The following is a 26,844-nucleotide window of genomic DNA, read 5'->3' as shown; positions in this document are numbered from 1 at the left end:
GCACACCGGCCGCCCATTCGCGGCTCTCCCGGGCGGTCATCCCACGGCCCTCCGGCCGGGCCGGGCCTCGACCGGCTCGGCGGCCCTGCCCCGGAATTGGCCGTGTCCGCTGTGGGATCGGCCGGCCGTCCGGGGCTGCTCCCCCGGCCACTTGGGGTGGCGCTCCGGGAACGGGACCATGCGCCGCGGCATCGGGGCGGGCTCCCACAGCCGCGGCAGGGTCAGCATGCCGGCGTGCTGCCGGCCGCTGCCCCAGAAGGCGCGACGGCGCAACAGGTCGGAGTGACCGCAGGCCACGACGAACAGCGGGGAGCCGGTGGTGCCCCGGCCGAGGGTCTCCACCCAGTCGAGCACCTCCTCGTCGGCCAGGTGCAGATCGTCCAGGCACAGCACCACGGGGCGGTGGCGTGCCTCGTGCTCGATCACCTCCCCCCAGGCGGCGAGCACCTCGGCCGCGCGCCCTGGCCGGCCGGAGTCCGGCGCGGACGACAGGACGCGCAGCAGCCGTAGCGCGTCCACATCGGAGTCGACCGCGGAGCGCACCAGGTTCCTGAGCCGGTGTTCCGGCGTGTCGATCGCCGCCCGCTCCCTCGGCGCCCACGCCTCAAGCAGGGCGGGCGCCAGGCCTGCCGCGTCCGGGCCCGCCTTCGGCGTTCGTGGCCGTACGACCCGCACCTCCTCGAAGTCGTGGGCGATCCGGCGCTCGAACTGGGCGAGAAGGCGCGTCTTTCCGACCCCCCGGTCACCGAGCACCGTCAGCATGCTGGGCACGTCATGGTGGCGGGAGTACTCCAGGAAGTTCTCCAGCAGCGCGAGTTCGTGCCGGCGTTGCCGCCGGGTGTCGGTGCCGCGCACCAGCGGCACGCCCGTGCGCAGGGCCTGCGCCCGGCGGATGCCGGTCACCCCGTCCGCGGCGTGTGTGGTCTCGCCGTACCGGACCCAGACATCGGTGTCGCCCGCGACGTCCTCGCTGACGTACAGCTCACCCGCCGGGACGCCGGCGAGCAGCCCGTGCGCCTTGTCGAGCAGCGTGCCCACCACCGTGACGGCGGCCCGGGGGTCGTGCGGATCGTGCCGCACGATCGCCTTGCCCGAGATGACCACGGCACGCATCACCATGCCCGCCCCCGACGTCAGCCGTTCACGGGCCTCGAAGGCCGCGCGCACCGCGTTCAGGGACGCCTCGGGGCGCTCGGACCGCAGACCGAACAGGGCCGCGCACAGCCCGCCCATCGATCCGACGACCGTGCCGGAGCGCGCCTCGACGCTCTCGGTGAGCACGGTGACCGCGTCGTGCAGGGAGGTGTCCAGCTGCTCGCTCCCCATCGCCGCCGCGTCCGCGGCGGACTCGGTGCACACCACGAGCACGCAGACGTCCCGGCGTTCGGCGACCGCGCCCGCCTCGGCGACACCCAGGGGACGCGGTGCTCGCGGCTCCTCCTCGGCCGGCGCGACCTCGGGGGCGGGCCAGCTCTTCGGCCCGTCGGCGTCCGCCGCGCCCGTTCCCGGTGCTGCGGTGTCCGCCGCGGTGGCCCGACCCGGCACCTCCACGCGGCCCTCCTCCGCGACCGTGTACCGCCGAGGCGCACGCGCCTCCGTGGCGCCCGGCTCCGCACGGCCCCCGGCCGGAGAGGCCAGCGCCTGGTCGTGCCGCAGAATGCGACGCTGCAGGGTCTGCAGTCCTGCGGACGGCTCAAGGCCGTACTCCTCCACCAGGGCCAGCCGCACCCTGCTGAACACGCTCAGCGCCTCCGCCTGCCGTCCGCAGCGGTACAGGGCGAGCATCAACTGCCCGCACAGTCGCTCCCGCAGCGGCTCGGCCTCGGCGAGGGAGGTGAGTTCGCCCAGCACGGCATGGTGGCGTCCGCACGCCAGCTCGGCCTCGAAGCGGTCTTCCATGGCGTCCAGGCGCAGCTGCCGCAGTGCGGTCAGCTCGGCCCACTCCATGCCCTCTTCAGCCAGATCCGACAGGACGGAGCCACGCCATTCCGCGAGGGCCCCGCCCAGCAGTACCGCGGCCTCAGCCGGTTCACCCGCGTCGAGGCGCGCCCGGCCCGCGGCGACGGCGCGCTCGAAACGGGTCGCGTCGAGCCGCTCGGGATCGACGCGCAGCACATAGCCCGGCGCCCTGGTGAGCAGCTGCGCCGGCATCGAGGGGCCGGGCCGCTCCGCGTCACCGGTCTCCAGCAGGGCTCGCAGCCCCCACACCGCGTTCTGCACCATCTTGCGTGCTGTGACGGGCCGCGACTCCTCGGGCCACAGGGCGTCGAGGAGCTGGCTGGTGGCGACGACCTGGTTGGCACGGAGCAGCAGCAGGCCCAGAACCGCTCTCTGTTTGACGCCCCCCAGCGGCAGACTCCGCCCCCCGTTCACCACTTCCATCGGCCCGAGAACCTTGAATTCCACGCCCACCCCCGAACGTCGAGCACCCAGTTCAGTCATGGCAGGCGCCGTTGCCCGCCCGAGCGGCGTTCGCCGAGCGGACGCCGCGCAGAATCACCTCGGCCACGTCGCCGAGTCGCTGGTCCAGATAGAAGTGACCACCGGGGAGGACGCACACCTCGGTGTCGGGGAGGGTGTGTGTCCGCCAGCTCGCCGCCTCCTCGACGGAGACGACCGGGTCGTCCGTGCCGCACAGCACGGTGACCGGCGTGTGCAGCGGCTCCCCGGGCACCCAGGAGTACCGGGCGAGGGCCGTGTAGTCGGCGCGCAGAGCGGGCAGCACCATCGCCACCAGCTCAGGGTCGTCGAGCAGTGCCGCGCCGGTTCCCCCGAGCCTGCGTACGGCGGTCAGGATCGCGTCGTCGTCCGGCAGCGCGTCGTGCGGGTTCCGCTTCGGCCCCGGCGCGCCGCGGGCCGACAGGAAGAGCCTGCGGGGTGGTCGGACCCCGCGCTCCTGGAGGACGCGGGCGGTCTCGTACGCGATGAGCGCCCCCATGCTGTGGCCGAAGAACGCGTACGGCGGTGCTGCCTCGTCGTCGGACTCCAGCTTCCCGGCGATGACGGTGGCCAGTTCCCCGATGTCGGTCACCGGCGTTTCGCGCCGGCGGTCCTGGCGGCCGGGGTACTGCACGGCCCGCACGTCGATGTGCGGGGTGAGCAGCCGGGCCAGCGGCAGGTACGCACTCGCGGCGCCGCCCGCGTGCGGGAAGCAGATCAGTCGGAGAACGCCCGGATCGGAATCGCCGAAACGTCGGAACCACTGGCCGTCCATGGTGCGCTGCGCTCCTGTCTGTTCACCTGCGCCGGCTGGTAGCCGGTCTCGGTACGGGCCCGGTGCAGCACAGTGGCCCACCAGCTGATCCGGTCGAACATCAGCCGGGCCGATGTCTCCCACTCGTCGGAGGTGACCAGGTTGCCGTCCGGCCCGAGCCGGTCCCAGTGGTTGTGGAAACTGACGGTCTCCGACACCGGGACGGCGTGGACCTGGCTGAAGATCTGACGCAGATCGGCAACGGCACACAGCCCGCTCGAAGCGCCGCCGTACGAGAGGAACCCGACGGGCTTGGCGTGCCACTCCTCGTCGTACCAGTCGATCGCGTTCTTCAGCGAGGCCGGAAAGGTCTGGTTGTGCTCGGGGGTGACCACCACGAACGCGTCGGCCGACCCCAGCCAGGGCGCCAGGTCCTTGACGGCCTGCGGCCTGGGCGCCGCCGGGTCGGCGGACATGACGTCGGGCAGCCAGGCCGTGGCGAGGTCGATGACGTCCACGTCGAAGTCGTGCCGCAGCCGGGCACGTGCGGCGAGCCATTCCGCCGCCACGTGGCCGAACCTGCCCTTTCTGATGCTGCCGATGATGATCGCCAGCCGCAGCCGTTCATTCTCGGCCACTCTCCAACCGCCTTCCCCTGCGCCGCCGAACCCGTCATTCCTCGGGGAAGCCTGTCCCACACCCCTTCGGATCGGCTTCGGACGGCTTCGGACCGCCTTTGGCCGGCCTTCGGGCCGGTGGCCGAGCCCCGTTCGTCGCCGGCCCCTCCGCACGGCTGCGAGCTACGCTGGGATCATGAAATTCGGGGTGCTGGGGCCGCTGGAGGTGTGCACGGACGGGGGGCGCGTCGTACGGGTGCCCGAGGTCAAGGTCCGTATGCTCCTCGCCGATCTGCTCGCCCACCACGGGCAGGTCGTGCCGGTGGGCCGGCTCGTCGAGGACCTGTGGGGCGGCTCGACGTTCACGGCCCGGCCCACGGCGTCTCTGCAGGCCAAGGTGTCCCAGTTGCGGCGCGCCCTGGAGGACGCGGAGGCGGGCGGCCGCGAGTTCGTGGCGTACCGGGCGCCCGGTTACGTCCTGGACGTCCCGGCCGGTGCGCTGGACGCCGGACGGTTTCGCGCCCTGGTCGCCGAGGCCCGTGCCACCGAGGACCCGCGGGCGCGGGCGGCGTCGTACACCGAGGCGCTGGCGCTGTGGCGCGGCCCCGCCTTCGCCGAGTTCGCGGACCAGCCGTGCGTACGGCCGACGGCGGCGAGCCTGGAGGAGGAACGTCTGACGGCGGTCGAGGAACACGCTCAGGCGCGGCTGGAGTTGGGCGAGCACAGCCTGCTGATCGGTGAGCTGACCGAGCTGGTGGGGAAGTACCCGTTGCGCGAGGGACTGCGGGCCGCGCTGATGTGGGCGCTGTACCAGGCGGGGCGCTCGTCCGACGCGCTCGACTGCTTCACCGATCTGCGGCGCCGGCTCGACGACGAACTGGGGCTCACCCCCAGCCCGGCCCTGGAAGCCCTGCAGCACTCCATCCTGCGGCACGACCCGGAACTGGCCCGGACCGAACCGCCCGTTCCGTCAGCCGTGGGCGTGCCGGTCCGGCCGGGACCGACGTCGTCGGCCGCGCCCCTGGTGGGCCGTGACGAGGAGTTACGGACGATCCGGACGCTGCTCCTGAAGCGCCGTCTGGTGACGCTGACCGGCCCCGGCGGCGTCGGCAAGACCCGTCTCGCACAGGCCACGGCCGAGAGCCTGACCGGCGCGTTCACCGACGGTGCCTGTCTGGTGGAGCTCGCGGACATCGACGGCCTGGAACGGTTCGCAAGTACGGAGTCGCTGGCCGAGAAGGTCATGGCGGCGCTCGGGATCCGGGAGAACGCCTCGGACGACGACCGCAAGGGCCCGACGGACCGCCTCGCCGACGCGCTGGCCGCCCGACGGCTGCTCCTCGTACTGGACAACTGCGAACACGTCGTGGAGGCCGTCGCCCAACTGACCGGTCTGCTGCTGGGCAGGGCTCCGCACCTGCACATCCTGACCACCAGTCAGGAACCGCTGCGCACCAGGAACGAGACGGTGCACCCGGTGGCACCGCTGTCCCTGCCCCCGGCGGGCCGGCCGGGACTGGACGCGCTGACGAGCGCGGGCGCCGTACGACTCTTCGTGGAACGGACCACCGCGACGGACCCCGCGTTCGTGCTCGACGCGACCACCGCCCCCCTCGTCGCGGACGTGTGCCGACGCCTCGACGGCATCCCGCTGGCCCTGGAACTGGCCGCCACGCGGGTCAGATCCCTGGGCATCAGGGAGCTGCACGACCGTCTCAACGACCGCTTCAAGGTACTCAACAGCGGCTACCGGGACGCCCCTTCGCGGCATCGGACGCTGCAGGCCACGCTCGACTGGAGCTGGAGCCTGCTCGACCCCCGGGAACAGACGGTGCTGCGGCGATTGTCGGTCTTCGGTGAGGGGTGCAGTCTGGAGGCCGCCGAGGACGTGTGCTCCGGCGGCGGTATGTCCCGCGCCGATGTCCTCGACGCGCTGGGCCCGCTCGTGGAACGGTCCTTCGCCGTGCGGACCGAGGGCCCCGGCGGTCCCCGGTACCGGCTGCTGGAGTCCGTCGCGGTCTACGCGCGTGACAAGCTCGCCGAGTCCGGGGAGAGTGCGCAGACCGCGACCCGGCACCTGCGCCACTATGTGCGGCTCGCCGAACGGGCCCGGCCGCATCTGCACGAGCGCGAGCAGTCCCGCTGGTTCCAGTTTCTGGACCTGGAGGCGACCAACGTGCAGCGCGCTCTGCACGAGGCGAACCGGGCCGGAGCCACGCAGGACGCGCTGCGCCTGGTCAATTCCCTGACCTGGTACTGGTTCGTGCGCGGCCGGCTCGGCGAGGCCCGCTGGGCGCTGGCGACGGCCATGGACACGCAGGGCCCGGCCGCGCCCGAGGAGCGCCTGGAGGCGTCGTTCTGGCATTCGGGTATCCGTCTGCTGCTCGGCGAGCACGACGGAGAGCGCGACACCCTCGGTGAGTTCCCGGCCGGGTCGACCGTGGAGTCGGCCAGGGCCGAGTGGTTCCTGGCCCACGCGCAGTGGACGGTGGGGGCGTTGACCGACGGCGAGAAGCGCGTCGAGCGCGTCCTGGTCTCCTTCCGTACGCTGCGCGACGCGTGGGGCACCGCCGCCGCGCTCACCACGCGCGCCGGCTTCGCCCTGGCGCGCGGCGATCTGGACGCGGTGCGCGGCAACGCCGAGGACGCCCGTGACCATTTCGCCGAACTGGGGGACCTCTGGGGCAGGCTGAAGACGACCGACATGCTCGGCAGGCTCGCCGAGATCAACGGCGACTACGACCTCGCGGCCCAACTGCACCGCGAGAGCCTGCGGATCACCCAGACCCTGGAGATGTGGCCCGAACTGTCCGCGAAGCTGTCCGGCCTCGGCAGGATCGCCCTGCTCACGCAGCGCTACGAGGAGGCCGACGATCTGCACACGCGTGCCCTGCGGCTCGCGGCCGAGCAGGGCAACCAGCCGGCCGAACAGTACGCCGCCCTGGGGCTCGCGCTGAGCGCCCGGCGCCAGGGCCTCCTCGGCACCGCCGAGGAGTGGCTGCGCCCCTGGCTCGCCTGGAACCGCCGGCGTGACGACGCGCCGGGACTCGCGCTGGTCCTGGCCGAACTGGGCTTCATCGCCGAACAGCGCGGCGACGCCGACCGCGCTCTCGCCCACCACGGGGACGGCCTCGCGGCTGCCGTGACGACCAAGGACCCCCGCTCGGTCGCCCTGGCCCTCGAAGGCCTGGCAGGCGCGCACTCCCTGGCCGGGGACCCGGAACGGGCCGCGCGCCTGCTCGGCACGGCGGCGACGACCCGGGAGCGGGCCGGGGCCCCGCACCCCCCGGCGGAACAGGGCGACGTCGAGCGCATCTCCGCCCGGGTTCGCGCCACGATCGACGACGCCACCTACGCCCGCGAGTTCACCCTCGGCACCCTCAGCGGCCATGAGACCCAGGCCACGACGGAGTCGGCACGCCCGGGCACACGGTGAACCGCTGCGCGCGGGCCCCACCGGCCGGGAACACTTCCCGGCCGGTTCGTCGACATGCCGGGCACGGTCGGGTACGCACGCCTCGCCCCGCGCGCCCTGGCGAGGCGGGATCGCCGCACCCAAGATCGCCACTGCGGCGCTGGCCTGCGCTTTCGCTCTCATCCCGGCCGGAGTCGCCACCGCCGGGACCGGCCCGGCGCCCGCACCGACCGCACGCACCACTGCGGCGGCCTCCACCGCGCCGTCTGCCGACGGCAACCGGCGAGTCTGCGGGCCCGGGCGGCCTCGGTGTGCGCGGACGCCTACCAGATCGGTTCCACCGGGTACATCACGCGCGCCGGCAAGACTGTCGCCCCCGTCAAGCAGTTCCACTCGCCGTCCTGCGGCCAGAACTACGTCTGGGTCTGGGTCTGGGTCTGGGTCTGGGTCTGGGTCTGGGTCTGGGTCTGGCAGAGCTTCCGCGACGCCGTCGGAGACTACGACGTGACCTCCGCCGTCTACAGCTACTCTCAGGACGAGGTCCTGGGCAAGCGTTCCTGGACCAACACCACCGCCCAGGAGTTCTGGTCCAACGGCACCAGCACCGCGAGCGAATGCACGGCCGGGTCGGGCACCGTACGGGCCGCCGGTGACCCCTTGAATTCACCCCTGCAGGGAGTTACTCCAGCAAGCGCTGCTGAACCCATGCCCACGGCGGGGGAGGTGACCAACGGCTTCCCCCGCCCGAGGGACAGCGCGGCCTCGGAGTCGCTCCGAGATCAGTCGGGCATGGCGCCGACTCCCCGTGCGTGAAGTGCGGTCGGGTGACCGGGATTCAGTCCGGCAGGAGGGTGATGACTCCCCCGACCTGCGGCCGACAGCCCTCGCTCCTACTGAGACAGCTGGGAGTAAAGTCCCGCCAGGTCGCCGGCCGGACCTGCCTTGACCTGCCGCGAAACGTCGTCGGCGAGCACCTCGTGCGCTGCCCCGCCTCGATGCCGTCGAGGGCGAGCGCGGCGATGTCACGTGGGTGCGTGCGAGCGCTGGTGTTCCGCAGCCGATCGGCCGATCGGCCCGGGAGTGTGGCCGATCGGCCGACGCGGTGGCGCCAGGGGTGCGCCTAGCGTCGTACCGACCAAGTCACCGCGCTTCGAGGGGGATGTCCGATGGACCAGCGAGGGACGACCGCAGCACACGCCGACGCCACGACCGTGGTCGGAGCGACCACGGAGTTCGAGCCGGACGTCATGGACCTGCTCGTGGAGACACTGCGTCGCACGGTCAGGTTCGAGTTGCCGGCCGTGGGGACGGACACTCTGCTCGGCGCGCTCGTGATGGGGGACACGGACGCCGGTGCGGCGATCGCCCCGGGGATGCGGAAGGCCGGTTCGCTCAGCGGTCTGATCTCCGGCCGGGCGGGCGGTGGTTGGGTGAGCGACGACGAGGCGCACGGTGTGCCGGACGCGGCCGGTGCGGAAGCCGGTGGGGCGGAGATCGACGCCGCGTGGCGCGAGGCGCGGTGGCGCTTCGGCCTCGGTTCGCGCGGATCGGCTTCGGAGAGCAACCCGGTGCTGCCCGGGATGACCGGGGCGATGCGCGCGTGCCTGCTGCTCGCGTTCAGGTCGGCCCGCGCCGAGAGAACGATCTCGGTGCGCTGCCGCCATGTGGCCCGCGCCCTGCTGGACCTGCCGGACAGCAGGGCGCGGGAAGCCCTACTGCTGCAGAGGCTGGATCCGGCCGCCGCGGCGATCACCCTCGACGGACTGGACGCGAGCGCCCCGGCGGAGACCGAGGGACCGGAATCCCGCGGCGTCACCCTGCTTCGCCGGGCCGGAACGCTGGGCAAGGACGGCAACCGCCTGACACGCGCACTGACTTCGTGGACCTCCGGGACCCCCGTGAACGGCTCACCGGTGCTGTTCGCGGTGTCCGTCGAGGCCGTCCGGCAAGCGGTACGGTGCGGGCGCGCGGCGGCGGAGCCGGTGGATCTTCTGCTGGGAGTACTGGCCCTGGACCGGGCGCTGTCCGTTGCCGGGCGCGCGCTTCCCGGGAGTCTGAGGCCGGCCAATTCCGCTGCGCCCCTGCTGCGTCGGCACGGAATACGACAGGATTCCCTGGTCCTTTCGGCTTCGGCGATCCGGTACCCCGCTGGTCCCGACGCAGACGGCGATGGCGATGGCGTGCGGCTGTCCGCCGCCGCCAAGCGGATCATGGCGGTCGCACGACTGTCCGCCGCCGAGCACGGTTCGCCCACGGTCGGTACGGTCCACCTGTTGTCCGCGCTGCTCGACGCGCCGGCGACGGATACGGACGCCGGGGACGGTGGAGCGGTCGTACGGCTGCTGGCTGTCGGCCAGCTGGATGTGGCCGCGTTGCGGGCAGAGTCGCGCCTCCGGCTGGGCGCATGACACCCGGGACCCCGCCGTGCGGCGACCGCCACCGCCGCAGCTACCGTTCCTCCCGGAGATTTACGGGAGCGGGGCAGGGGTGATCATGAGTCAGGTGACCGAAGACGCCGCGCCGCCGCGCCCGTTCGTACGGCTGGGGCACACGCTTGCCGGTGTGCCTCGGTGGGTGCGCGGCGAGACGGCCTCGAGCTGGGCCGGGGTACGTGCCGCCGAGCGCCGCACGGTCGTCGTAGAGGCGATGGTCTGTGCCCTGGTGGCAGCATTCTGTCTGTTGCCGCTGCTGCTCGCGCCCCCGGACCGGCCGGCGTCGGCGGTGCTGGAGGGGGTGTGGGCGGCGCTGGTCGTCCCCGCTCGGCGCGGTCGGCCGGTCGCCGCCGTGGTGTGCGCCTCTTTGCTGCTCGTGGGTGCCAACGTATGGACGCTGGCGGTGGTGCCGTTGATCGTGCTGTCCGCCACCCGCCGTATCGCACCGCAACGACGTGTGTGGCAGGTCGCCGGTGTGGCCTGCGCCGCCATAGGTGTCCTGACCGTCGCCTCCGCTCTGGTCCACTCCGATGCCCTGCTGTTGGAACTGGCAGGCAACGCGGTCTCAGCGATGCTGCTTGTGCTGCTCCCCGCCCTGGCCGGGACCCTGTTGGGGCAGCGGCGGCCTCTGGTCAGCCTGCTGCGGGAACGCAACGCCTATCTGGAACAGACCCGCACACTGACCGCCGAGGCCGCCCGAGCGGAGGAACGGACCCGGATCGCGGGAGAGATGCACGATCTCCTGGGCCACCGGCTGAGCCTGATCTCCGTGCACGCCGGGGCACTTGAACTCGCCACCGCGCGACAGGCACCCACCCTCGTCGGACAGGCCGAGCTACTGCGCACGACCGCCGGTACGGCCATGGGGGAACTGCGCGAGATCCTCGGTGTCCTGCGGCACGTGGACGACATGGAACAGACGGACAGAACCGGGGACGAGAGGGGAACACGGGAGGACATCATCGCTCTGGTGACGGAGTCCCGGCAGACAGGCAGCACCGTCGAGCTGGACTGGTCCGTTCCCGACACGGCCGAAGTGGGCCTCGCCACCCGTCAGGCGATCCACCGCCTGGTCCGCGAAGGGCTGACGAACGTGCTGAAACACGCGTCCGGCGCCCCCACCAAGGTGGAGGTCAAAGGCACGGGCAGGGGGATCGAGGTGTCCGTCACCAACGAGGCACCGCGTGCGGTGGGCCACTCCCAGGGGGGAAGCCACAGCGGACTCGCCGGCTGCCATGAACGGATCTCGTTGCTCGGCGGCACGTTCGAAGCGGGCGCCCTGACGAACGGCGGTTTCCGCATGGCGGCTCGACTGCCCGCCCAGGGGAGCAACACCCGTGAATTCGCCGTGCCCGAGAGGGTCTTGACCGAGACCCCGCCGGACACGGCACGGCTTCCCTCCGGCGGCAGCGGACAGGAAGGGTCCCGTGCGCCGATGTCGGACGAGATCCTGACCTGGCCGCGGGTCCTGGGATCGGGCTGCGTGGCGCTGCTCGTGGTTCTGCCGACCGTGGGCTTCCTCGTCGTACTACTCACGACGGCAGTCCTAAGATGAGCTGATGATCCGAGTCCTGATCGCCGACGACGAGGCACTGATGCGTGCGGGAATCCGGATGATCCTGGAGAACGCCGAGGACATCGAGGTGGTCGCCGAGGCGGGCGACGGTCTGGAAGCCGCCGCCGCATGCCGCACTCAGGACATCGACGTCGCCCTCCTCGACATCCAGATGCCTGCCCGGGACGGAATCGCGGCCGCCGAGGACATCGCCCGGCTCTCGCCCCGCACCTGTGTCGTGATGCTGACGGCGTTCGGCGAGGAAGCGAGCGTGACGCGCGCTCTGCGGGCCGGGGCCAGCGGATTCCTCCTCAAGGACACCGGTCCCGTGGAGCTGATCCGCGCTGTGCAGCTCGCCGCGAAAGGTGAACCGGTCCTGGCGCCCAGGATCACCCGGCAGCTGCTGGAACGGCATGTGCGGTCCGGCCGGGACACCGAGGCCGCTCTGCGCAGGACCGATGAGCTGACCCCGGCCGAACGGGATGTCCTGCGGCTGCTCGGCACGGGCCTGTCCAACGCGGAGATCGCCGATCAGCTGTATCTGAGCGCCGGCACGGTCAAGGCGCACATCAGCCGGATCCTCACCCGCACCGGCTGCGCCAACCGCGTACAGGCCGCCGTCCTCGCACACGACGCCGGTCTGCTCAACGAGCGTTGAGCGGCCCTCCGCCTCCCCGCGCGTATGTACGTGCGGGGTAACAGTGCCACGGGACACCGGATGGCGCCGAGTCGTCACCGGACAGGCCGACAGTTCGGAGAGGGAACGGTCGGCGGGTGTCCGCATCACGCATTGCCCGACCGTCGTCGAACCGGATCCTCACAGCCCGGCGGACACCGCGATCACGTGCTTGCCCACGCTGCCGCCGCGCTCGAATGCCTGGTGCGCGGCGCTGATGTCCGCGAGCGGGTGGATTCCGTCGACCACCGCGCGCAGTGCACCCGAAGTGACACGCTCGGCCAGATCGCGCAGCATGGCGGTATCGGGATTGGCGCTGAAGGTACGGATGCGCCGGGAGCCGTGGACGCTGGATGCCGCGATCGCGGCCAGCGCAGGGGCCGACAGACCGACGGTGACCATCCGGCCTCCCTTCGCCAACCGCCCTCGGTAGCAGTGCAGTTCCGTGCCCACTGTGTCGACGATGACGTCGAACGGCCCGATCTGGTCCGAGGTGGTGGAGCCGTAGTCGTGGACCTCGTCGGCCCCCAGACCGGTGAGGACCTGGGCGTGGCGGTCGCGGGCCAGCGCGGTCACATGGCAGCCCAGCGCATGGGCGAGTTGCACGGCGGCCGTGCCGACTCCGCCCGCCGCACCGCGTATCAGGACCCGCTCCCCGCTCACCAGGTGCACACTGTCGCGCAGCGCTGTCAGCGCGGTCGTGCCCGCGACCACGAGTGAGGCCGCGTCGACCGATGAGAGGCCGACCGGAACGGGCGCGACGCGGCCCACTGGGACCACGACGTACTCGGCCGCCCCACCGACGGTGTGCCGCTGCCGCGGATGCACCGTGCCCCACACACGTTCGCCGGCCCGGACCCCCTCCACACCGACGCCGGTCGCGGCGACGGTGCCCGCGAAGTCCAGCCCCACCCCGATCGGGAAGCGACGTCCCGACACGAACTTCAACTCCCCGGCGCGGACGATCACATCGTGCCCGTTCACGCTGGACGCCTCGACCGACACCAGGACCTCACCCTCGCCAGGAGCCGGGTGGTCCACCTCGTTGACCCGCAGGACGTCCGGGGCACCGTAGCTCGTGATCTGAGCGGCCTTCATGTCGCTGTTCCTCTCGTGGACGGCTGTCGTGGGTCCGATCATGGACCGCGTCGGCGGATTCACGGTCGTTCGCCTTTTCCTGGGACTGGCAGACCCACCCTCACAAGCCGCGCCCCGGGCATACTGCTGCCGTGACCGACGACCTCCTCGCACTCACCGACCACCCCGACCCCCGACGTGAACTCGCCGAGTTCCTACGGACCCGCCGTACGCGGCTGCGGCCTCAGGACGTCGGCCTGGAACCCGGCCCGAGACGGCGCGTCGCCGGGCTGCGGCGTGAGGAGCTGGCCCTGTTGGCGGGGGTGAGCGCGGACTACTACCAGCGCATGGAGCAGGGACGCGACGTACGGCCCTCCGAGCAGGTCCTGGACGCCCTCGCGCGCGCCCTCAACTTCTCCGCGGAGGAGTCCCGGCACCTGCACAGCCTCGCCGCCGCCGCACGCACCCCCGCCCACCGGCCGCGCCAGTACGTGCCGGAAGAGGTACCGCCCACCACGCTGCGGCTGTTGCGCACCATGACCTCGCCCGCCGTGGTCATCGGCCGCTTCCTGGACGTACTGGCCTGGAACCCGCTGGCCGGTGCCCTGTTGGGCGAGTTCACCCAGCGGCCTTCGACCGAGCGGAACCTGCTGGCCCTGCTGCTGCACCCGGAGGCCGACCAGGCATGCCCTGAACGGGCAGCCACCGTCGGCGAGTTGACCGCGATGCTGCGCGCGCAGGTCGCCGCCGATCCGGGGCACCCGCGTGCCGTGCAGCTGGTCGGTGAACTCGCGGTCCACAGCGCCGAGTTCGCCACGATTTGGGCTCGCCACGACGTGGCGGAGACCACGCGCGGCCGGATGCGCGTCAACCATCCGCTGGTCGGGGAGCTGAACCTGGACTGGGACGCCTACCCGATGCCCGGCGTTCCCGGCCCCATGGTGATCGTCTACACCGCCGAGGAGGGCGGACCCGACGACGAGCGCCTCCAACTGCTCGCCGGCCTGGTCAACACCGCCGGCCCGTCCTCGACTTCCGCCTGACGGCGCACGGAATCCGGACCGATGTCGTCAGCGCGCCGCCCCGAAGCTCCCCGGTACGGGCTCACCCGGTGCCGTTCAGGGCCTCGGAACGTTGCGCAGGTTGGCCCTGGCCAGGTCGAGCATCTTGCCCACTCCCCCGTTGAGTACCGTCCTGCCTGCCGAGAAGGCGAATCCCTTCACCTGTTCGCCGGAGATGTGCGGCGGGATCGACAGTGCGTTGGGGTCGGTGACCAGGTCCACCAGGCACGGTCCGTCGTACGCCAGCGCCTCCCGCAGGCCTTCGCGGATCCGGTCGGGCTTCTCGATGCGGATCGAGTGGATTCCGACCCCCGCGGCGATGGCGGCGTAGTCCACCGGCTCGTGGTCGGTCTCGTAGTCGGGCATGCCGTCGACCATCATCTCCAGCTTGACCATGCCGAGTGAGGAGTTGTTGAAGACGATCGTCTTCACGGGCAGGTTGTGCAGCTTGACGGTGAGCAGCTCACCCATGAGCATGCCGAGTCCGCCGTCGCCCGACATCGAGATCACCTGACGGCCGGGGTAGGCGAACTGGGCGCCGATGGCGTGCGGGAGAGCGTTGGCCATGGTGCCGTGCAGGAACGAACCGATCACCCGGCGGCGGCCGTTGGGTGTGAGGTAGCGGGCCGCCCACACGTTGCACATGCCGGTGTCGACGGTGAACACCGCGTCGTCGTCGGCGAGTTCGTCGAGGATCGACGCGGGGTACTCGGGGTGGATCGGTACCTGGTGCTCGACGTCACGGGTGTAGGCGGAGACCACGTTCTCCAGGGACTTGGCATGGTGGTGCAGGGTCCGGTCCAGGTACGAGCGGTCGCGCTTCGCCTCCACCAGTGGCAGCGCCGCGCGCAGCGTCTCCCCCACGTCGCCGTGCACGCCCAGCTCCAGCGCGGTCCGGCGCCCGATCCGCCCCGCGTCGTGGTCGACCTGAACGGTGTGGACCTGCGGCAGGAAGTCGTCGTACGGGAAGTCGGTGCCAAGGAGCACCACCAGGTCGGCCTCGTGCATCGCGTCGTAGCAGGCGCCGTAGCCGAGCAGCCCACTCATGCCGACGTCGTACGGATTGTCGTACTGGATCCACTCCTTGCCGCGCAGCGTGTGCCCGACCGGCGCGTGCACGCGGCCCGCGAGTTCCATCACCTCGGCGTGGGCGTCCCGTACGCCTGCACCGCAGAAGAGCATCACCTTGTCCGCCGCGTTGAGCTTGGCCGCGAGGTCACGCACCTGCTCGGCAGGCGGTACGACCCTGCCGTGGGTGGTGACGAAGCTGCTGGATCCGGTGGGGCTGGCGGCCGGCGCGTGGGACAGGTCACCGGGCATGACGAGCACCGACACCCCCTTGTCGGAGAGCGCGCGCTGTACGGCGATCCGTACCATCCGCGGCATCTGCGACGGCTGGCTCACCATTTCGCAGTACTGGCTGCATTCGGTGAACAGCCGCTCGGGATGAGTCTCCTGGAAGAACCCGGTGCCGATCTGCTTCGACGGGATGTGGGAGGCGATCGCGAGCACCGGGGCGCCGGAGCGGTTCGCGTCGTACAGCCCCTGGATCAGGTGGGTGTTGCCCGGACCGCAACTGCCCGCGCACACCGCGAGCCGCCCGGTCAGCTGCGCCTCCGCCGCGGCGGCCAGCGCCGCCGCCTCCTCGTTGCGCACATGCACCCACTCGATGCCCTCGGTACGCCGGATGGCGTCCACGACGGGATTGAGGCTGTCGCCGACGACGCCGTAGATGCGTTCCACCCCTGCCTGTCGCAGGACGTCGATCAACTGCTGTGCCACGGTCGGGTTACGCATCGCAGGCCTCCTGAACGGATCGCTCGGCAGTACTGGTTCCCACTCGCCCCGGGGAGCCCGGCCACCACGCGGTCGCAGTCGTGGCCGGAGGCGGTGCGAGTCAGGTCCGCCCTGATACCCCGGTACCCACCGTTGCACACCGTCGCCCTGGAACATGATCGCCACGAGGTGTCCCCCACGTCGGCCGTTCACCAGGGCGAGCTCGCCGCTGAGCGGTCCGCTCGGCTTGATCTCATAGACGTTCCACGGGCCACGTTCAGCGAACTCAGTACGCCACCGGCCAGGCGGAGCCCGTGGTCGAGCGACGCATGGATCGTCTGCGCCCCTCCGGCGTCCTCTGTTTCGACGTGCAGCACACCGCCGAATCCGTCGGCCCGGTGTCGGGGCGATGCTCTGGCTCATCGTCGCCCCCTCCGCGCCGAGCAATGTGGGACGCGCCCTCTCGGAGCACCCCGAGGTCCACTTCGCCGCAGCCGTCACAGGCCGGGACGGCCTCGTCGCCTCCGTCGGCAGCCCCAGCACGGGTGACCTGCACACGTACCTGAGCGAGGAGACACGAGAGCGCTTGAGCACCCGAGCGCCTGAGCAGTACGTCAAGTGTTGGTAATGGTTTCCATTTAGATGAGGATCCGCCATGTTTTTGACATTCATTTCCATCTACTGTGGCGAGCACACCCTTGCTGACCCCCTCGTGGAGGATCCATGTCCCCGTCCCCGTCCCGGCGCCTCGCCCTGATCACCGGCGCCTCGCTGGCCCTCCTGACGGGGTGCGGCAGTTCGTCGGACTCCGGCGGTGACGGGAACGGCGCGCAGGAACCGGTCGCCTCGTCCAGGATCGCCGTGGTCGCCTCCACCAACGTCTACGGCGACATCGTCGAGCAGATAGGCGGCACGAAGGTCGACGTCACGTCGGTCATCAGCGACCCCGACCAGGACCCGCACTCCTACGAGGCCAACACCCAGAACCAGTTGGCGCTGTCGAAGGCGAAGGTCGTCGTCGAGAACGGCGGCGGCTACGACGACTTCGTGGACCGGATGCTGAAGAGCGGCGGCTCCTCCGCAGAGGTCATCAACGCCGTCAAGGTCTCCGGGAAGACCGCTCCCAAGGGCGGCGAGCTCAACGAGCACGTCTGGTACGACTTCCCGACCGTCGCGAAGATCGCCGACCGTATTGCCGCGGCGCTCGGCAAGGCCGATGCCGACGACGCCGCCCTCTTCACCAGGAACGCCGAGGCCTTCAAGGCGAAGCTCACGGTGCTGGAGGCGAAGGAGGCCCAGATCAAGAAGGAGCACGCCGGGGAGGGCATCGCCATCACCGAACCCGTCCCGCTCTACCTGACCACCGCGAGCGGTCTGGTGAACAGGACGCCCGAGCAGTTCAGCGAGGCCATCGAGGAGGGCGACGACGTTTCCCCCCGGGTTCTGCAGGCCACACTCGCGGTGTTCAGCGACAAGCAGGTCGGGGCGCTGGTCTACAACGAGCAGACGTCCGGCCCGCAGACCGAGAAGTCCAAGGCCGCGGCCAAGGCGGCCGGTATCCCCGTCGTACCGGTGACGGAGACCCTGCCGGCCGGCAAGACCTACCTCGCCTGGATGACCTCCAACGTCGACGCGCTCGCGAGCGCGCTCGCCAAGTGAGGCAGCCCGCCCCGGCCGCCGTACCCCGCGCCCGCCGGGGTGAGGGGCGGGCCGAGGGCAGCGACTCGGATGCGGTGGTCAGCCTGCGCGGCGCCCAACTGTCGTACGGCACACGGGTGGTGTGGCAGGGCCTCGACCTTGATGTGCGGCCTGGGGAGTTCCTGGCCGTGCTCGGGCCGAACGGTTCGGGCAAGACCAGTTTCGTACGGGCCCTGCTGGGCCGGCAGCCACTGTCCGCCGGCACACTGACCGTCCTCGGCGGCCCTCCGCGCGAGGCGGGCCGGCATGTCGGGTACGTCCCTCAGCAGGCGGAACTGTCCGCGCAGGCGATGTTGCGCGCCCGCGATCTCGTGCGTTTCGGCATCGACGGGCACCGCTTCGGACCCCGCCTGCGTACGGGCTCCGTCCGCCGCCGGGTCGACGAGATCCTCGCCTCCGTCGGAGCCTCGGCGTACGCCGACGTCCCCCTCGGCATGCTGTCCGGCGGCGAACGGCAGCGCGTTCGCATCGGCCAGTCCCTGGCGACCGACCCGCGCATCCTGCTCTGCGACGAACCTCTGCTCTCCCTCGACCTCAACCACCAGCGGGCGGTCACCGAACTCGTGGACGCCCGCCGCCGTTCCCACGGCACGTCCGTGGTCTTCGTGACCCATGAGATCAACCCGGTGCTCGGCCTGGTCGACCGCGTGCTGTATCTGGCGCCGGGCGGTCACCGGATCGGGACACCGGAGGAGGTGCTGACCTCGGACTCCCTGTCGCAGCTGTACGGCACCCGGGTCGACGTCCTGCGCGTACAGGGGCGGGTCGTGGTCGTCGGCGCCCCCGACGGACCGGCCGCGCCCCCGCATCACGCCCATGACACATCCCCTGACGCATCCCTTGAGACCGCCCATCAGGCTGTCCTTCAGACCGAGGAAGTACGCCGATGACGCTCGCCGAGGGGGTCTGGCACCAGATCTTCAGCTTCGAGAACTACGGCGAACTCCTGGCGCTGGTCCGCAACTCCCTCATCGCGGGCGCGGCTCTCGGCCTCGTCGGCGGTCTGGCCGGGGTCTTCGTCACCATGCGCGACCTGCCCTTCGCGGTGCACGGCATCAGCGAGCTGTCCTTCGCGGGTGCGTCGGCGGCGCTGCTGCTGGGGGCGAACATCGTCGCCGGCTCGATCGTCGGGTCGCTCCTCGCGGCGGGCGCGATCGGGCTCCTGGGCGCGCGGGCCCGCGACCGCAACTCGGCGATCGGCATCCTCATGCCGTTCGGTCTCGGGCTCGGCGTGCTCTTCCTCGCCCTCTACAAGGGCCGGGCAGCCAACAAGTTCGGCCTGCTCACCGGGCAGATCGTCGCGGTCGACACCCCGCAGATGACCTGGCTCCTGGGCACGTCCGCGCTGGTCCTGGTCGCCCTGGCCGTCATCTGGCGGCCACTGACGTTCGCCAGCGCCGACCCGGACGTCGCCGCGGCCCGTGGTGTGCCGGTGCGCGGACTGTCCTTCGCCTTCATGATCGTGCTCGGCCTCACCGTCGCCCTGTCGGTCCAGGTCGTCGGCGCTCTGCTGGTCCTGACCCTCGTCGTCACGCCCGCCGCGGCTGCCGCCCGCGTCACCGCGTCCCCCGTGCTGCTGCCGCTGCTCAGTGTGGTCTTCGCCGTGCTCTCCATCGAGGGCGGCATCCTGCTCGCCCTGGGCAGTTCCATCCCCATCAGCCCGTACGTCACGACGATCTCGTTCACGATCTACGCGCTGTGCCGCCTGGTCGGCACCTACCGCACCCGGCGGTGGGGAGTCAGGAGGACAGCCCCGCAGCCCGCCTGACACAGCTCCTTCTCACACCGGACCGTCCCGTACCACCCCTTGTCACTCACGGACGAACTCCGGTCCCGCCGGACTCACCTCGCGCACACAGAAAGGTGATTGCCCCGGTCTCCTCCTCTGGCGCTGCCATATTCGAGAACCCCTTCGGAGGTGGCTGTGACGATAGAGGCGACAACATCCTGGGCCACACGCCTGCCCGACCGCACCGCCGACCGCATCACCGTTCTGGAGAGCCGTCGGTCGCGGGCGCTGGCGGCAAGCGGGCCGAGGAGACGCGGGGAGTTCGGCGCCCGGGAGCGGATCGACCTGCTGCTGGACGAGGGCTCGTTCACGGAGACCGGGATGTTCGTCCGGGCGCGGCCCACCGCGGACGGCGGACAGCGCCCGTACGGGGACGGGGTGGTCACCGGGCACGGCATGGTCGACGGTCGTCCCGTCTGTGTGTTCGCCCAGGATTCCACGGTCTTCGGCGGCAGCATGGGCGAGGCCTTCGGGGAGAAGACGATCGCCCTGATGGATCTGGCGATGAAGACCGGCTGTCCGGTGATCGGGCTCAACGACGGTGGTGGCGCCCGGATCCAGGAGGGCGTCACCTCGCTCGCCCTCTACGCCGAGCTGGTCCGGCGCAACGTGCAGGCGTCCGGGGTGATCCCCCAGCTCTCGGTCATTCTCGGGCCGTGTGCCGGCGGGGCCGCGTACTCGCCGGCCATCACCGACTTCACCGTCATGGTGGACGGTGCCTCGCACATGTTCGTCACCGGGCCCGACGTCATCGAGGCGGTCACCGGGGAGCGGACCAGCGCCGAGGATCTGGGCGGCGCCCGCACCAGCAACTCCGTCAACGGCAACGCCCACTTCCTCGCCGCCGACGAGGTGGAGGCCCTCGACACCGTGCGCGACCTGCTGTCGTACCTGCCCGCCAACAACCTGGAGCGGCCCCCGCAGTACGCGCCGGCGGCGCCACCCGACGACGTGTGTCTCGACGAGGTCGTGCCGGACCGGCTCGGGCAGGCCTACGACATGCGGGACATCCTGCGCGCGGTCGTCGACGGCGGTGAACTGCTGGAGATCCAGGAGCTGTTCGCGCCGAACATCATCTGCGCGATGGCCCTCGTCGAGGGCACTTCCGTCGGTGTCGTCGCCAACCAGCCGCTGCACAGTGCCGGTGTGCTCGACATCGACGCCTCCGAGAAGGCCGCGCGTTTCGTGCGGTTCTGCGACGCGTTCGGCATCCCCCTCCTCACCTTCACCGACGTCCCCGGCTATCTGTCCGGCGTCCGCCAGGAGCAGGCCGGGATCATCCGGCGCGGCGCCAAACTGCTGTACGCGTACGCAGAGGCGACCGTCCCGAAGGTCACGGTGGTAGTGCGCAAGGCGTACGGCGGCGGGTACGCGGTGATGGGCTCCAAGCATCTGGGCGCCGACATCAACCTCGCCTGGCCCACCGCGCGTATCGCAGTCATGGGCGCCGAGGGTGCGGTGGGCATCCTGCACCGGCGTGAACTGGCCGCCGCCGAAGACCCAGAGGCGCTGCGGGCCAGTCTGATCGCCGCGTACGAGAGCACATACGGGACGCCCTACCTGGCCGCCGAACGCGGGTACGTCGACGCCGTCATCGCCCCGCGCGACACCCGCGACCACATCTGCCGTGCCCTGCGCACACTGCGCGGCAAGCGTGCCCCGATGCCGACGCGCAGGCACGGCAACATCCCCCTCTGAGACCTGAGTTCCTGAGCCCCCCGAGGCCTCCGAGCCGCCCGAGCCGTCTGTGTCACGCCGTCCCCGCCGTTCCCGCGATGTGAGGAGCCATGCCCGATGGACAGCCGCCGCCCCCCGCTCGCCCCCGCCCACCGGAGTCTGCCCGAGTACGTACGGCACTGGGCCGAAACCACCCCCGACCGCCGGGCGTTCACCTTCGTCGACCATCACGCCCCGCACTCGCGCGGCGTCCACCGCACTCTGACCTGGCGCCGGCTGGACCTGCGCGTAAGGGCGTTGGCAGGCCGCCTCGCCGAAGAGGCCGAGCCCGGCACCCGGGTCGCGCTGCTGTGCCCGCAAGGTACGGAGTACGTCACCGCCTTCCTGGCGGCCCTCACGGCCGGGCTGGTCGCCGTCCCGCTGTATCCGCCCAGCCTGCCCGGGCACGGCGAGCGCCTCGCGGCCGTGCTGGACGACGCTTGTCCAGAGGTCGTCCTGACAACCAGTCACATCCACGACCAGGTGCGGGACTTCTGCGCCCGTCTGCCGGTCCGGATCATCGCCGTGGACCAAGTCTCGGACGTAGTCGGGGACTTGCCGCCGGTCAGGCCGGACGGTGATTCGGTCGCGTACCTCCAGTTCACGTCCGGTTCGACCCGTTCCCCGGCGGGCGTGGAGATCAGTCACGGCAACGTGGTCGCCAACGCCCATCAGGCGCTGGCCGCTTACGGCCTGGACGAGCATCCGGCGACCTGTGTGGGCTGGCTGCCGCTGTACCACGACATGGGACTCGTTCTGAGTGTCGCCGCTCCGGTCGTACGGGGGCTGTTGTCGGTGCTGATGGATCCTGCCGCGTTCCTGCACGAACCGGTGCGCTGGCTGCGGCTGCTCGCCGCGCATCCTCGCGCACTGAGCGCGGCGCCCAACTTCGCCTACGACTACTGCGCTTCGGCCGTCACCGATGCCCAGAAGCGGGACCTGCGGCTGGACGGTGTCGCCGCGCTGCTCAACGGCAGCGAACCGGTCCGACCCGGCACGGCCGACCGTTTCCACGCCGCCTTCGCCGCCCAGGGGCTGGCGCCGGACACCCACTGTCCGTCGTACGGGCTCGCCGAGGCCACCGTCTTTGTCAGCGCCGCCCGGCCCGGGGAGCCGCTCAGGCGGTTCGCGCTCGACCGCGACGCCCTCGCCACCGGGAAGGCCCTGCCCGCGCGGGCCGACGATCCCACAGCCGTGACGCTGGCCGGCTGCGGGACTCCGGCGGGTCAGCGGGTGCGTATCGCCGATCCCGTGTCCCGCGCCCGGTTGTCCGAGGGAGAGGTCGGTGAGATCTGGGTGCAGGGTCCCAACGTGGGCCGCGGCTACCGGAATCGGGACGAGCAGACGCGGCGGGTGTTCGGCGCCACGTTCTCCGACGACACGGCCGATGCCGGTCACTGGTTGCGCACCGGTGACCTGGGGACGTTCCTGGACGGTCAGTTGATCGTCACCGGGCGGCTCAAGGACCTCATCGTCGTCGACGGCCGCAACCACTACCCGCAGGACGTGGAGGCCTCGGTCCAGGACGCGGACCCCGCCGTCCGGCCCGACCGGCTCGCCGCCTTCGGTGTGCCGGGTGACGCGGGCGAGCGGGTGGTCGTCGTGGCCGAGCACGTACGGAGCATCGGCCTCGCGGAGATCGACCTACCGGGACTGGTGCGTGCCGTCCGCGCGGCCGTCTCGGCACGGCACGGACTGCGGCTCGCCGATGTCGTCCTCGTGCCGCCGGGCACCGTCCCCCGTACGTCCAGCGGCAAGGTGGCCCGGGCACTGACGCGGAGACGCTATCTGGAGGGTGTCTATACGCCGGAGTCGGCGGAGTCGGGCGAATGAGGGGGGTCGAAGAGGGCCCGATACGCCGGCTGGTCGCCGAGCGGGTGGCCGCCTGGAGCGGTACGCCTGCCGGGGATGTGCCCATGGACCGGCCGCTGGCCGACCTCGGTATGTCGTCGCGGGACGCGGTCGTGCTGGCCGGGGAGCTCTCGCGGGCAACGGGCCGTGAGTTGTCGGCGACGCTGCTGTGGGAAGCGCCCACGGGGGATGCCCTGGTGGCGTATCTGTGCCGCGCGGAATCGGTGGAGGGGGCTGGTACCGGTACCGGGGCCGATCCGGTGGGCAGGTCGACCCCTCCCCCGGCTGCGTCCGACGAGCCCGTCGCGGTCATCGGGGTCGGCTGTCGGTTGCCCGGGGGTGTGCACGGGCCGGGCGACTACTGGCGGCTGCTGACCGACGGCGTCGACGCCGTCCGCCGGGTGCCCGAGGACCGGTGGCGCGACTTCGGCCCGTTCCCGCCCGACGAGGCGCCCCGGTACGGCGGTTACCTCGACGACATCGCGGGGTTCGACGCGGACTTCTTCCGCGTCACACCGCGCGAGGCCGCGGTGATGGACCCGCAGCAGCGAATCCTCCTGGAGGTTGTCCACGAGGCCCTCGACCATGCCGCCGTCCCGGCCGCTTCCCTCGCCGGCAGCGCCACCGGCGTCTTCGTCGGCGTCTCCGCCGCGGAGTACGGCTCGCTCACCGGCGCCGACCCGGCGGCTGTCGACCCCCGGGCGCCCGCGGGCGCCGCGTTGAGCGTGACCGCCGGGCGGCTGGCGTACGTGCTGGACACGCGGGGGCCGAGCATGGCAGTCGACACCGCCTGCTCGTCCTCGTTGGTCGCCGTGCATCACGCCTGTGTCAGCCTGCGCACCGGTGAGAGCGACACGGCGATCGCCGCCGGGGTCAACCTGCTGCTCTCGCCCACCGTCAGCGTGGCGTTCCGGCGAGCCGGGGCGTTGGCGCCGGACGGCCGGTGCAAGCCGTTCGCGGCGGCGGCCGACGGCATCGGACGCGGGGAGGGCTGCGCGGCCGTGCTGCTGAAGCGGCTGTCCGACGCCGAGCGGGACGGCGACCGCGTCCTCGCCGTCATCCGCGCCACGGCCGTCAACTCCGACGGTCGCTCCAACGGCCTCCTGGCGCCCAACCCCGCAGCCCAGAAAGCCCTGTTGGCCACCGCCTACGCCCGGGCCGGGCTCACCCCGGCGCACATCGACCACGTCGAGGCGCACGGTACCGGTACCCCGCTCGGCGATCCGATCGAGGCGGGCGCGCTCAGTGCCGTACTCGGTGCGGGCCGCGACCCCGACCAGCCGCTGCTGCTCGGCTCCGTCAAGGGCAACCTCGCCCATCTGGAGTCGGCCGCGGGCATCGCCGGGCTGGTGAAGACGGTCCTCGCGCTGCACCACGACACCATTCCGCCGTCCCTGCACTGCGCGGACGGAAGCGCCCTGGACGACGAACGGCTGCGGGTGGTCACCGAGTGCGAGCCGTGGCCGCGCTACGGCGGTACGGCCACCGCCGGGGTGTCCGGGTTCGGGTTCGGCGGCACCAACGCCCACGCGGTACTGGAGGAGTGGCGGCCCGACGTCCTCCCACCGCCCCGGGAGGACGAACCGGTCACCCGCCTCCACCTCCTCTCCGACATCGACACCGTCCGACTCCGGGACACCGCGATCCGGCTCGCCGACTGGCTCGGTACGCCCGAAGGCAGCGCCGCGGACCCCGCCGACGTGGCGCGCACGCTCGCCGGGCGCGTCGGGCGGGGTGCTGTGCGCGCCGCGGTCGTCGCCCGTGACACGGTCGAACTCGCGGACGGGCTAAGGGCGTTGGGGCATGAGAACCCTCACGCGCAGGTCGTGACCGACGAGCGCGATCTCGTCGGGCGCGGGCCGGTGTGGGTGTTCTCCGGGTACGGCAGCCAGTGGGCCGGTATGGGACGGCGGCTACTGGCCGAGGAACCCGCCTTCGCCACCGCCGTGGAGAAACTCGACGCGCAGATCGCCCCGGAGTGCGGGCTGTCCCTGTACGAGCATCTGGCGTGCGGCGGCGACCTGGACCGGCTGGAGGTCGCCCAACCCGTGCTGTTCGGGCTCCAGTTGGCCCTCGCCGAGCTGTGGCGCTCGTACGGTGTCGAGCCCGTCGCCGTCATCGGCCATTCCGTGGGCGAGGTGGCCGCAGCGGTGTGCGCGGGTGCGCTGGACGTTTCGGAGGCCGCCCGGGTGGTCGCCGTACGGGCCCGGCTGCTCAGCGGACTGCGGGGTGGCTCCATGGCTGTCGTGGACCTCGACGACAGTGAACTCGACACACTGGAGAGGGACTTCCCCGGTGTCTGCGTCGCCGTGCACTCCTCGCCCGGACAGAAGATCGTCGCCGGGGAGGAGTTGGCGGTGGCCCGGCTTGTGCGGCGGCTGGAGCAGCAGGGGCGGACCGCTCGCGCCCTGCGCGTCGTCGGAGCCGGGCACTCTCCCCAGGTCGAGGCGCTGCTGCCGGAGTTGACCGACTGCCTGGCCGACATCAGGGGCGGACAACCCCTCGTCCCCGTCTACTCCACCGTCCTGGACGACCCACGCGACGACTCCCTCTTCGACGCCGCCCACTGGGCCGCGAACCTGCGACGGCCCGTGCGCCTGGACCGGGCCGTCGCGGCGGCTCATGCCGACGGTCACCACGCCTTCGTCGAGATCTCGCCGCACCCGGTCCTGACCCGGGCCGTCCTCGACACCGCGCCCGGCGCCCTCGCCATCGGCACCCTGCGCCGTGACGCCGACAGTTCCGCCGGGTTCCTGACCCAGGTGGGCGCGCTGTACTGCGCGGGCGGACGCCTGCCGTCGCCTCCTGGCCGCGTGATCGACCTGCCCGCGCCGCGCTGGCGGCACGTCAGGCACTGGTGGACGGACGGTCGCGCGACGGCCACGACGCCGGCGGTGACTGAGGTGGCGGACGTACCGGACACGTCCGTATCCGGCCGGCTGTGTCAGCACATCGCCGCCGTCACCGGGCACCCGGCGGCCCGCATCACGCCCTCCACCGCCATGGCCGACCTCGGCCTGGACTCCCTGATGGCCGTCCGTATCCGCACCGCTCTGCAGGGCGAGTTCGGGATCGAGTTGCCCCTGCGCGAGCTGCTCGGCGCCACCAGCGTCCGGTCGGTTGCCGATCACCTTCAACAGGCGCTCCTGGCAGGCGAGTCGGCTTCCCCCCTGCGCACACTGCGCAACAAGGGTTCCCGCGCCCCGCTCTTCCTCGTCCACGCCGCAGGGGGCACGACCGACGTCTACCGGGCACTCGCCGAACGGCTCGGTGACGAGCGGCCGGTGTACGGACTGGAACGGCTCCCGGATGCCCGTACCGTGATCGAGAAGGCGCGCCGCTACGCCGAGGCGGTCGCAGCCGCCCACCCGAACGGGCCCTGTCTGCTGGGCGGTTGGTCCTTCGGCGGCTTTGTCGCCCAGGAGACGGCACGGCAACTCACCGCCGCCGGGCGGGACGTGGAGCTCGTGGCGCTCATCGACTCCGTACGGCCACTCCCTCGGCCCGGTGAGACCCCGGCCGACCGGTTCCGCGCCCACTTCACGGGCTTCGCCGGTCACGTCGCTGATGTCTACGGGGTCCAACTGGAGCTTCCGTACGACGAGTTGCTCGCGATGGACGACGACGGCGAGCGCATCGACACCGTGCTGCGGGCCCTGCGCGCGGTCGCCGACGTACCGTCCGCCGCCCTGGAGCACCAGCGCTCCTCCTACCTGGACCTGAGGATCGGCGAGGCCCACCGACCCGGGACCTACGACGGGCGGGTGGTCCTGTACCGGGCCACCGAGCCCGCGCCGCACACCGTGCGCGACCCGGCGTACGAGCGCGACGACGAGGCGCTCGGCTGGGACGAGGTGTGCCCGCGCCTGACCGTCGTACCGGTCGCGGGGCACCACCTGTCGCTGCTCGACCCGCCGTACGTCGACGAGATCGCCGCCCGACTGCGGCGCGTACTCGACGAGCAGAGCCGCTGAACCGGACGACGAGG

The 26,844-nt window shown here is 71.7% G+C and carries 18 protein-coding genes and 1 pseudogene; 13 read left to right on the top strand and 6 right to left on the bottom strand.

What is annotated here, in order from left to right:
* Positions 1-36: 36 nt before the first annotated feature.
* Genes G3I56_RS43290 through G3I56_RS25070 form a run of 3 tightly spaced genes read right to left on the bottom strand, consistent with a single transcriptional unit; the run spans position 37 to position 3,831 of the window.
* Positions 37-2,406 carry a BTAD domain-containing putative transcriptional regulator gene (locus tag G3I56_RS43290; protein WP_203690583.1) on the bottom strand — a complete coding sequence of 790 codons (2,370 nt, stop codon included), beginning with the start codon at positions 2,404-2,406 and terminating at the stop codon, positions 37-39.
* Positions 2,407-2,434: 28 nt separating this feature from the next.
* Positions 2,435-3,214: an alpha/beta fold hydrolase gene (locus tag G3I56_RS25075; protein ID WP_164412608.1), complete on the bottom strand. Its 780-nt coding sequence runs from the start codon at positions 3,212-3,214 to the stop codon at positions 2,435-2,437.
* Entirely contained in the window at positions 3,157-3,831 is a 675-nt protein-coding gene (locus tag G3I56_RS25070; protein ID WP_164412606.1) for an NAD(P)H-dependent oxidoreductase, read from the bottom strand. Before G3I56_RS25070 ends, G3I56_RS25075 begins: the two co-directional genes overlap by 58 nt.
* A 175-nt stretch (positions 3,832-4,006) precedes the next feature.
* On the opposite strand from G3I56_RS25070, the gene G3I56_RS25065 reads away from it, so the two are divergent.
* Both G3I56_RS25065 and G3I56_RS25060 read left to right on the top strand, forming a co-directional pair.
* A complete protein-coding gene (locus G3I56_RS25065; protein WP_164412604.1) occupies positions 4,007-7,246 on the top strand; it encodes a BTAD domain-containing putative transcriptional regulator in 3,240 nt (1,079 codons plus the stop codon).
* A 54-nt stretch (positions 7,247-7,300) separates the two neighbouring features.
* Positions 7,301-8,038 carry a hypothetical protein gene (locus G3I56_RS25060; RefSeq protein WP_239135082.1) on the top strand — a complete coding sequence of 246 codons (738 nt, stop codon included), beginning with the start codon at positions 7,301-7,303 and terminating at the stop codon, positions 8,036-8,038.
* A 77-nt stretch (positions 8,039-8,115) separates the two neighbouring features.
* Here G3I56_RS25060 and G3I56_RS44085 read toward each other — a convergent pair.
* Positions 8,116-8,267 (bottom strand): annotated as a pseudogene (locus tag G3I56_RS44085) (short-chain dehydrogenase); the annotation flags it as partial.
* Between the two features lie 124 nt (positions 8,268-8,391).
* On the opposite strand from G3I56_RS44085, the gene G3I56_RS25050 reads away from it, so the two are divergent.
* The 3 genes from G3I56_RS25050 (at position 8,392) to G3I56_RS25040 (ending at position 11,870) form a co-directional block, all read left to right on the top strand.
* Positions 8,392-9,633, top strand: coding sequence for a hypothetical protein (locus G3I56_RS25050; RefSeq protein WP_164412602.1), 1,242 nt, complete (start codon positions 8,392-8,394; stop codon positions 9,631-9,633).
* A gap of 85 nt (positions 9,634-9,718) precedes the next feature.
* Positions 9,719-11,212: a histidine kinase gene (locus G3I56_RS25045; protein ID WP_164412600.1), complete on the top strand. Its 1,494-nt coding sequence runs from the start codon at positions 9,719-9,721 to the stop codon at positions 11,210-11,212.
* Between the two features lie 4 nt (positions 11,213-11,216).
* Complete coding sequence (locus tag G3I56_RS25040; protein WP_164412598.1) at positions 11,217-11,870, top strand: response regulator transcription factor; 654 nt, start codon at positions 11,217-11,219, stop codon at positions 11,868-11,870.
* Positions 11,871-12,029: 159 nt separating this feature from the next.
* On the opposite strand, the gene G3I56_RS25035 is transcribed toward G3I56_RS25040, so the two are convergent.
* Entirely contained in the window at positions 12,030-12,986 is a 957-nt protein-coding gene (locus G3I56_RS25035) for an NAD(P)-dependent alcohol dehydrogenase (protein ID WP_164412597.1), read from the bottom strand.
* 131 nt (positions 12,987-13,117) lie between these two features.
* On the opposite strand from G3I56_RS25035, the gene G3I56_RS25030 reads away from it, so the two are divergent.
* Positions 13,118-14,008, top strand: a complete 891-nt coding sequence (locus G3I56_RS25030) for a helix-turn-helix transcriptional regulator (RefSeq protein WP_164412595.1) — start codon at positions 13,118-13,120, stop codon at positions 14,006-14,008.
* A gap of 75 nt (positions 14,009-14,083) precedes the next feature.
* Here the strand turns inward: G3I56_RS25030 and G3I56_RS25025 are convergent, their stop codons facing one another.
* Entirely contained in the window at positions 14,084-15,823 is a 1,740-nt protein-coding gene (locus tag G3I56_RS25025; protein WP_164412593.1) for a pyruvate dehydrogenase, read from the bottom strand.
* A 388-nt stretch (positions 15,824-16,211) separates the two neighbouring features.
* Between G3I56_RS25025 and G3I56_RS25020 the strand changes: the two genes are divergently transcribed.
* The 7 genes from G3I56_RS25020 to G3I56_RS24990 all read left to right on the top strand — a co-directional run bounded on the left by G3I56_RS25020 (position 16,212) and on the right by G3I56_RS24990 (position 26,830).
* Positions 16,212-16,430 (top strand): hypothetical protein, encoded by a 219-nt coding sequence (locus tag G3I56_RS25020; RefSeq protein ID WP_164412591.1) that lies wholly within the window; start codon positions 16,212-16,214, stop codon positions 16,428-16,430.
* A gap of 95 nt (positions 16,431-16,525) precedes the next feature.
* Positions 16,526-17,461 carry a zinc ABC transporter substrate-binding protein gene (locus tag G3I56_RS25015; RefSeq protein WP_164412589.1) on the top strand — a complete coding sequence of 312 codons (936 nt, stop codon included), beginning with the start codon at positions 16,526-16,528 and terminating at the stop codon, positions 17,459-17,461.
* A gap of 74 nt (positions 17,462-17,535) precedes the next feature.
* On the top strand, positions 17,536-18,390 hold the full coding sequence (locus tag G3I56_RS25010) for a metal ABC transporter ATP-binding protein (protein ID WP_343240046.1): 855 nt from the start codon (positions 17,536-17,538) through the stop codon (positions 18,388-18,390).
* Positions 18,387-19,268 (top strand): metal ABC transporter permease, encoded by an 882-nt coding sequence (locus G3I56_RS25005; protein WP_164412588.1) that lies wholly within the window; start codon positions 18,387-18,389, stop codon positions 19,266-19,268. The genes G3I56_RS25010 and G3I56_RS25005 overlap by 4 nt, the downstream gene beginning before the upstream one ends.
* Positions 19,269-19,424: 156 nt before the next feature.
* On the top strand, positions 19,425-20,987 hold the full coding sequence (locus G3I56_RS25000; RefSeq protein ID WP_164412663.1) for an acyl-CoA carboxylase subunit beta: 1,563 nt from the start codon (positions 19,425-19,427) through the stop codon (positions 20,985-20,987).
* Between the two features lie 96 nt (positions 20,988-21,083).
* Positions 21,084-22,838 carry a fatty acyl-AMP ligase gene (locus G3I56_RS24995; protein WP_164412587.1) on the top strand — a complete coding sequence of 585 codons (1,755 nt, stop codon included), beginning with the start codon at positions 21,084-21,086 and terminating at the stop codon, positions 22,836-22,838.
* On the top strand, positions 22,835-26,830 hold the full coding sequence (locus G3I56_RS24990) for a type I polyketide synthase (RefSeq protein WP_164412585.1): 3,996 nt from the start codon (positions 22,835-22,837) through the stop codon (positions 26,828-26,830). The genes G3I56_RS24995 and G3I56_RS24990 overlap by 4 nt, the downstream gene beginning before the upstream one ends.
* Positions 26,831-26,844: the final 14 nt, after the last annotated feature.

Origin of the sequence: Streptomyces sp. SID12488 (assembly GCF_010548275.1) — a bacterium.
Lineage (GTDB): Bacteria > Actinomycetota > Actinomycetes > Streptomycetales > Streptomycetaceae > Streptomyces.
Note: the sequence above shows the minus strand (reverse complement) of the source record. Positions and strands in the feature narration are given on the sequence as shown.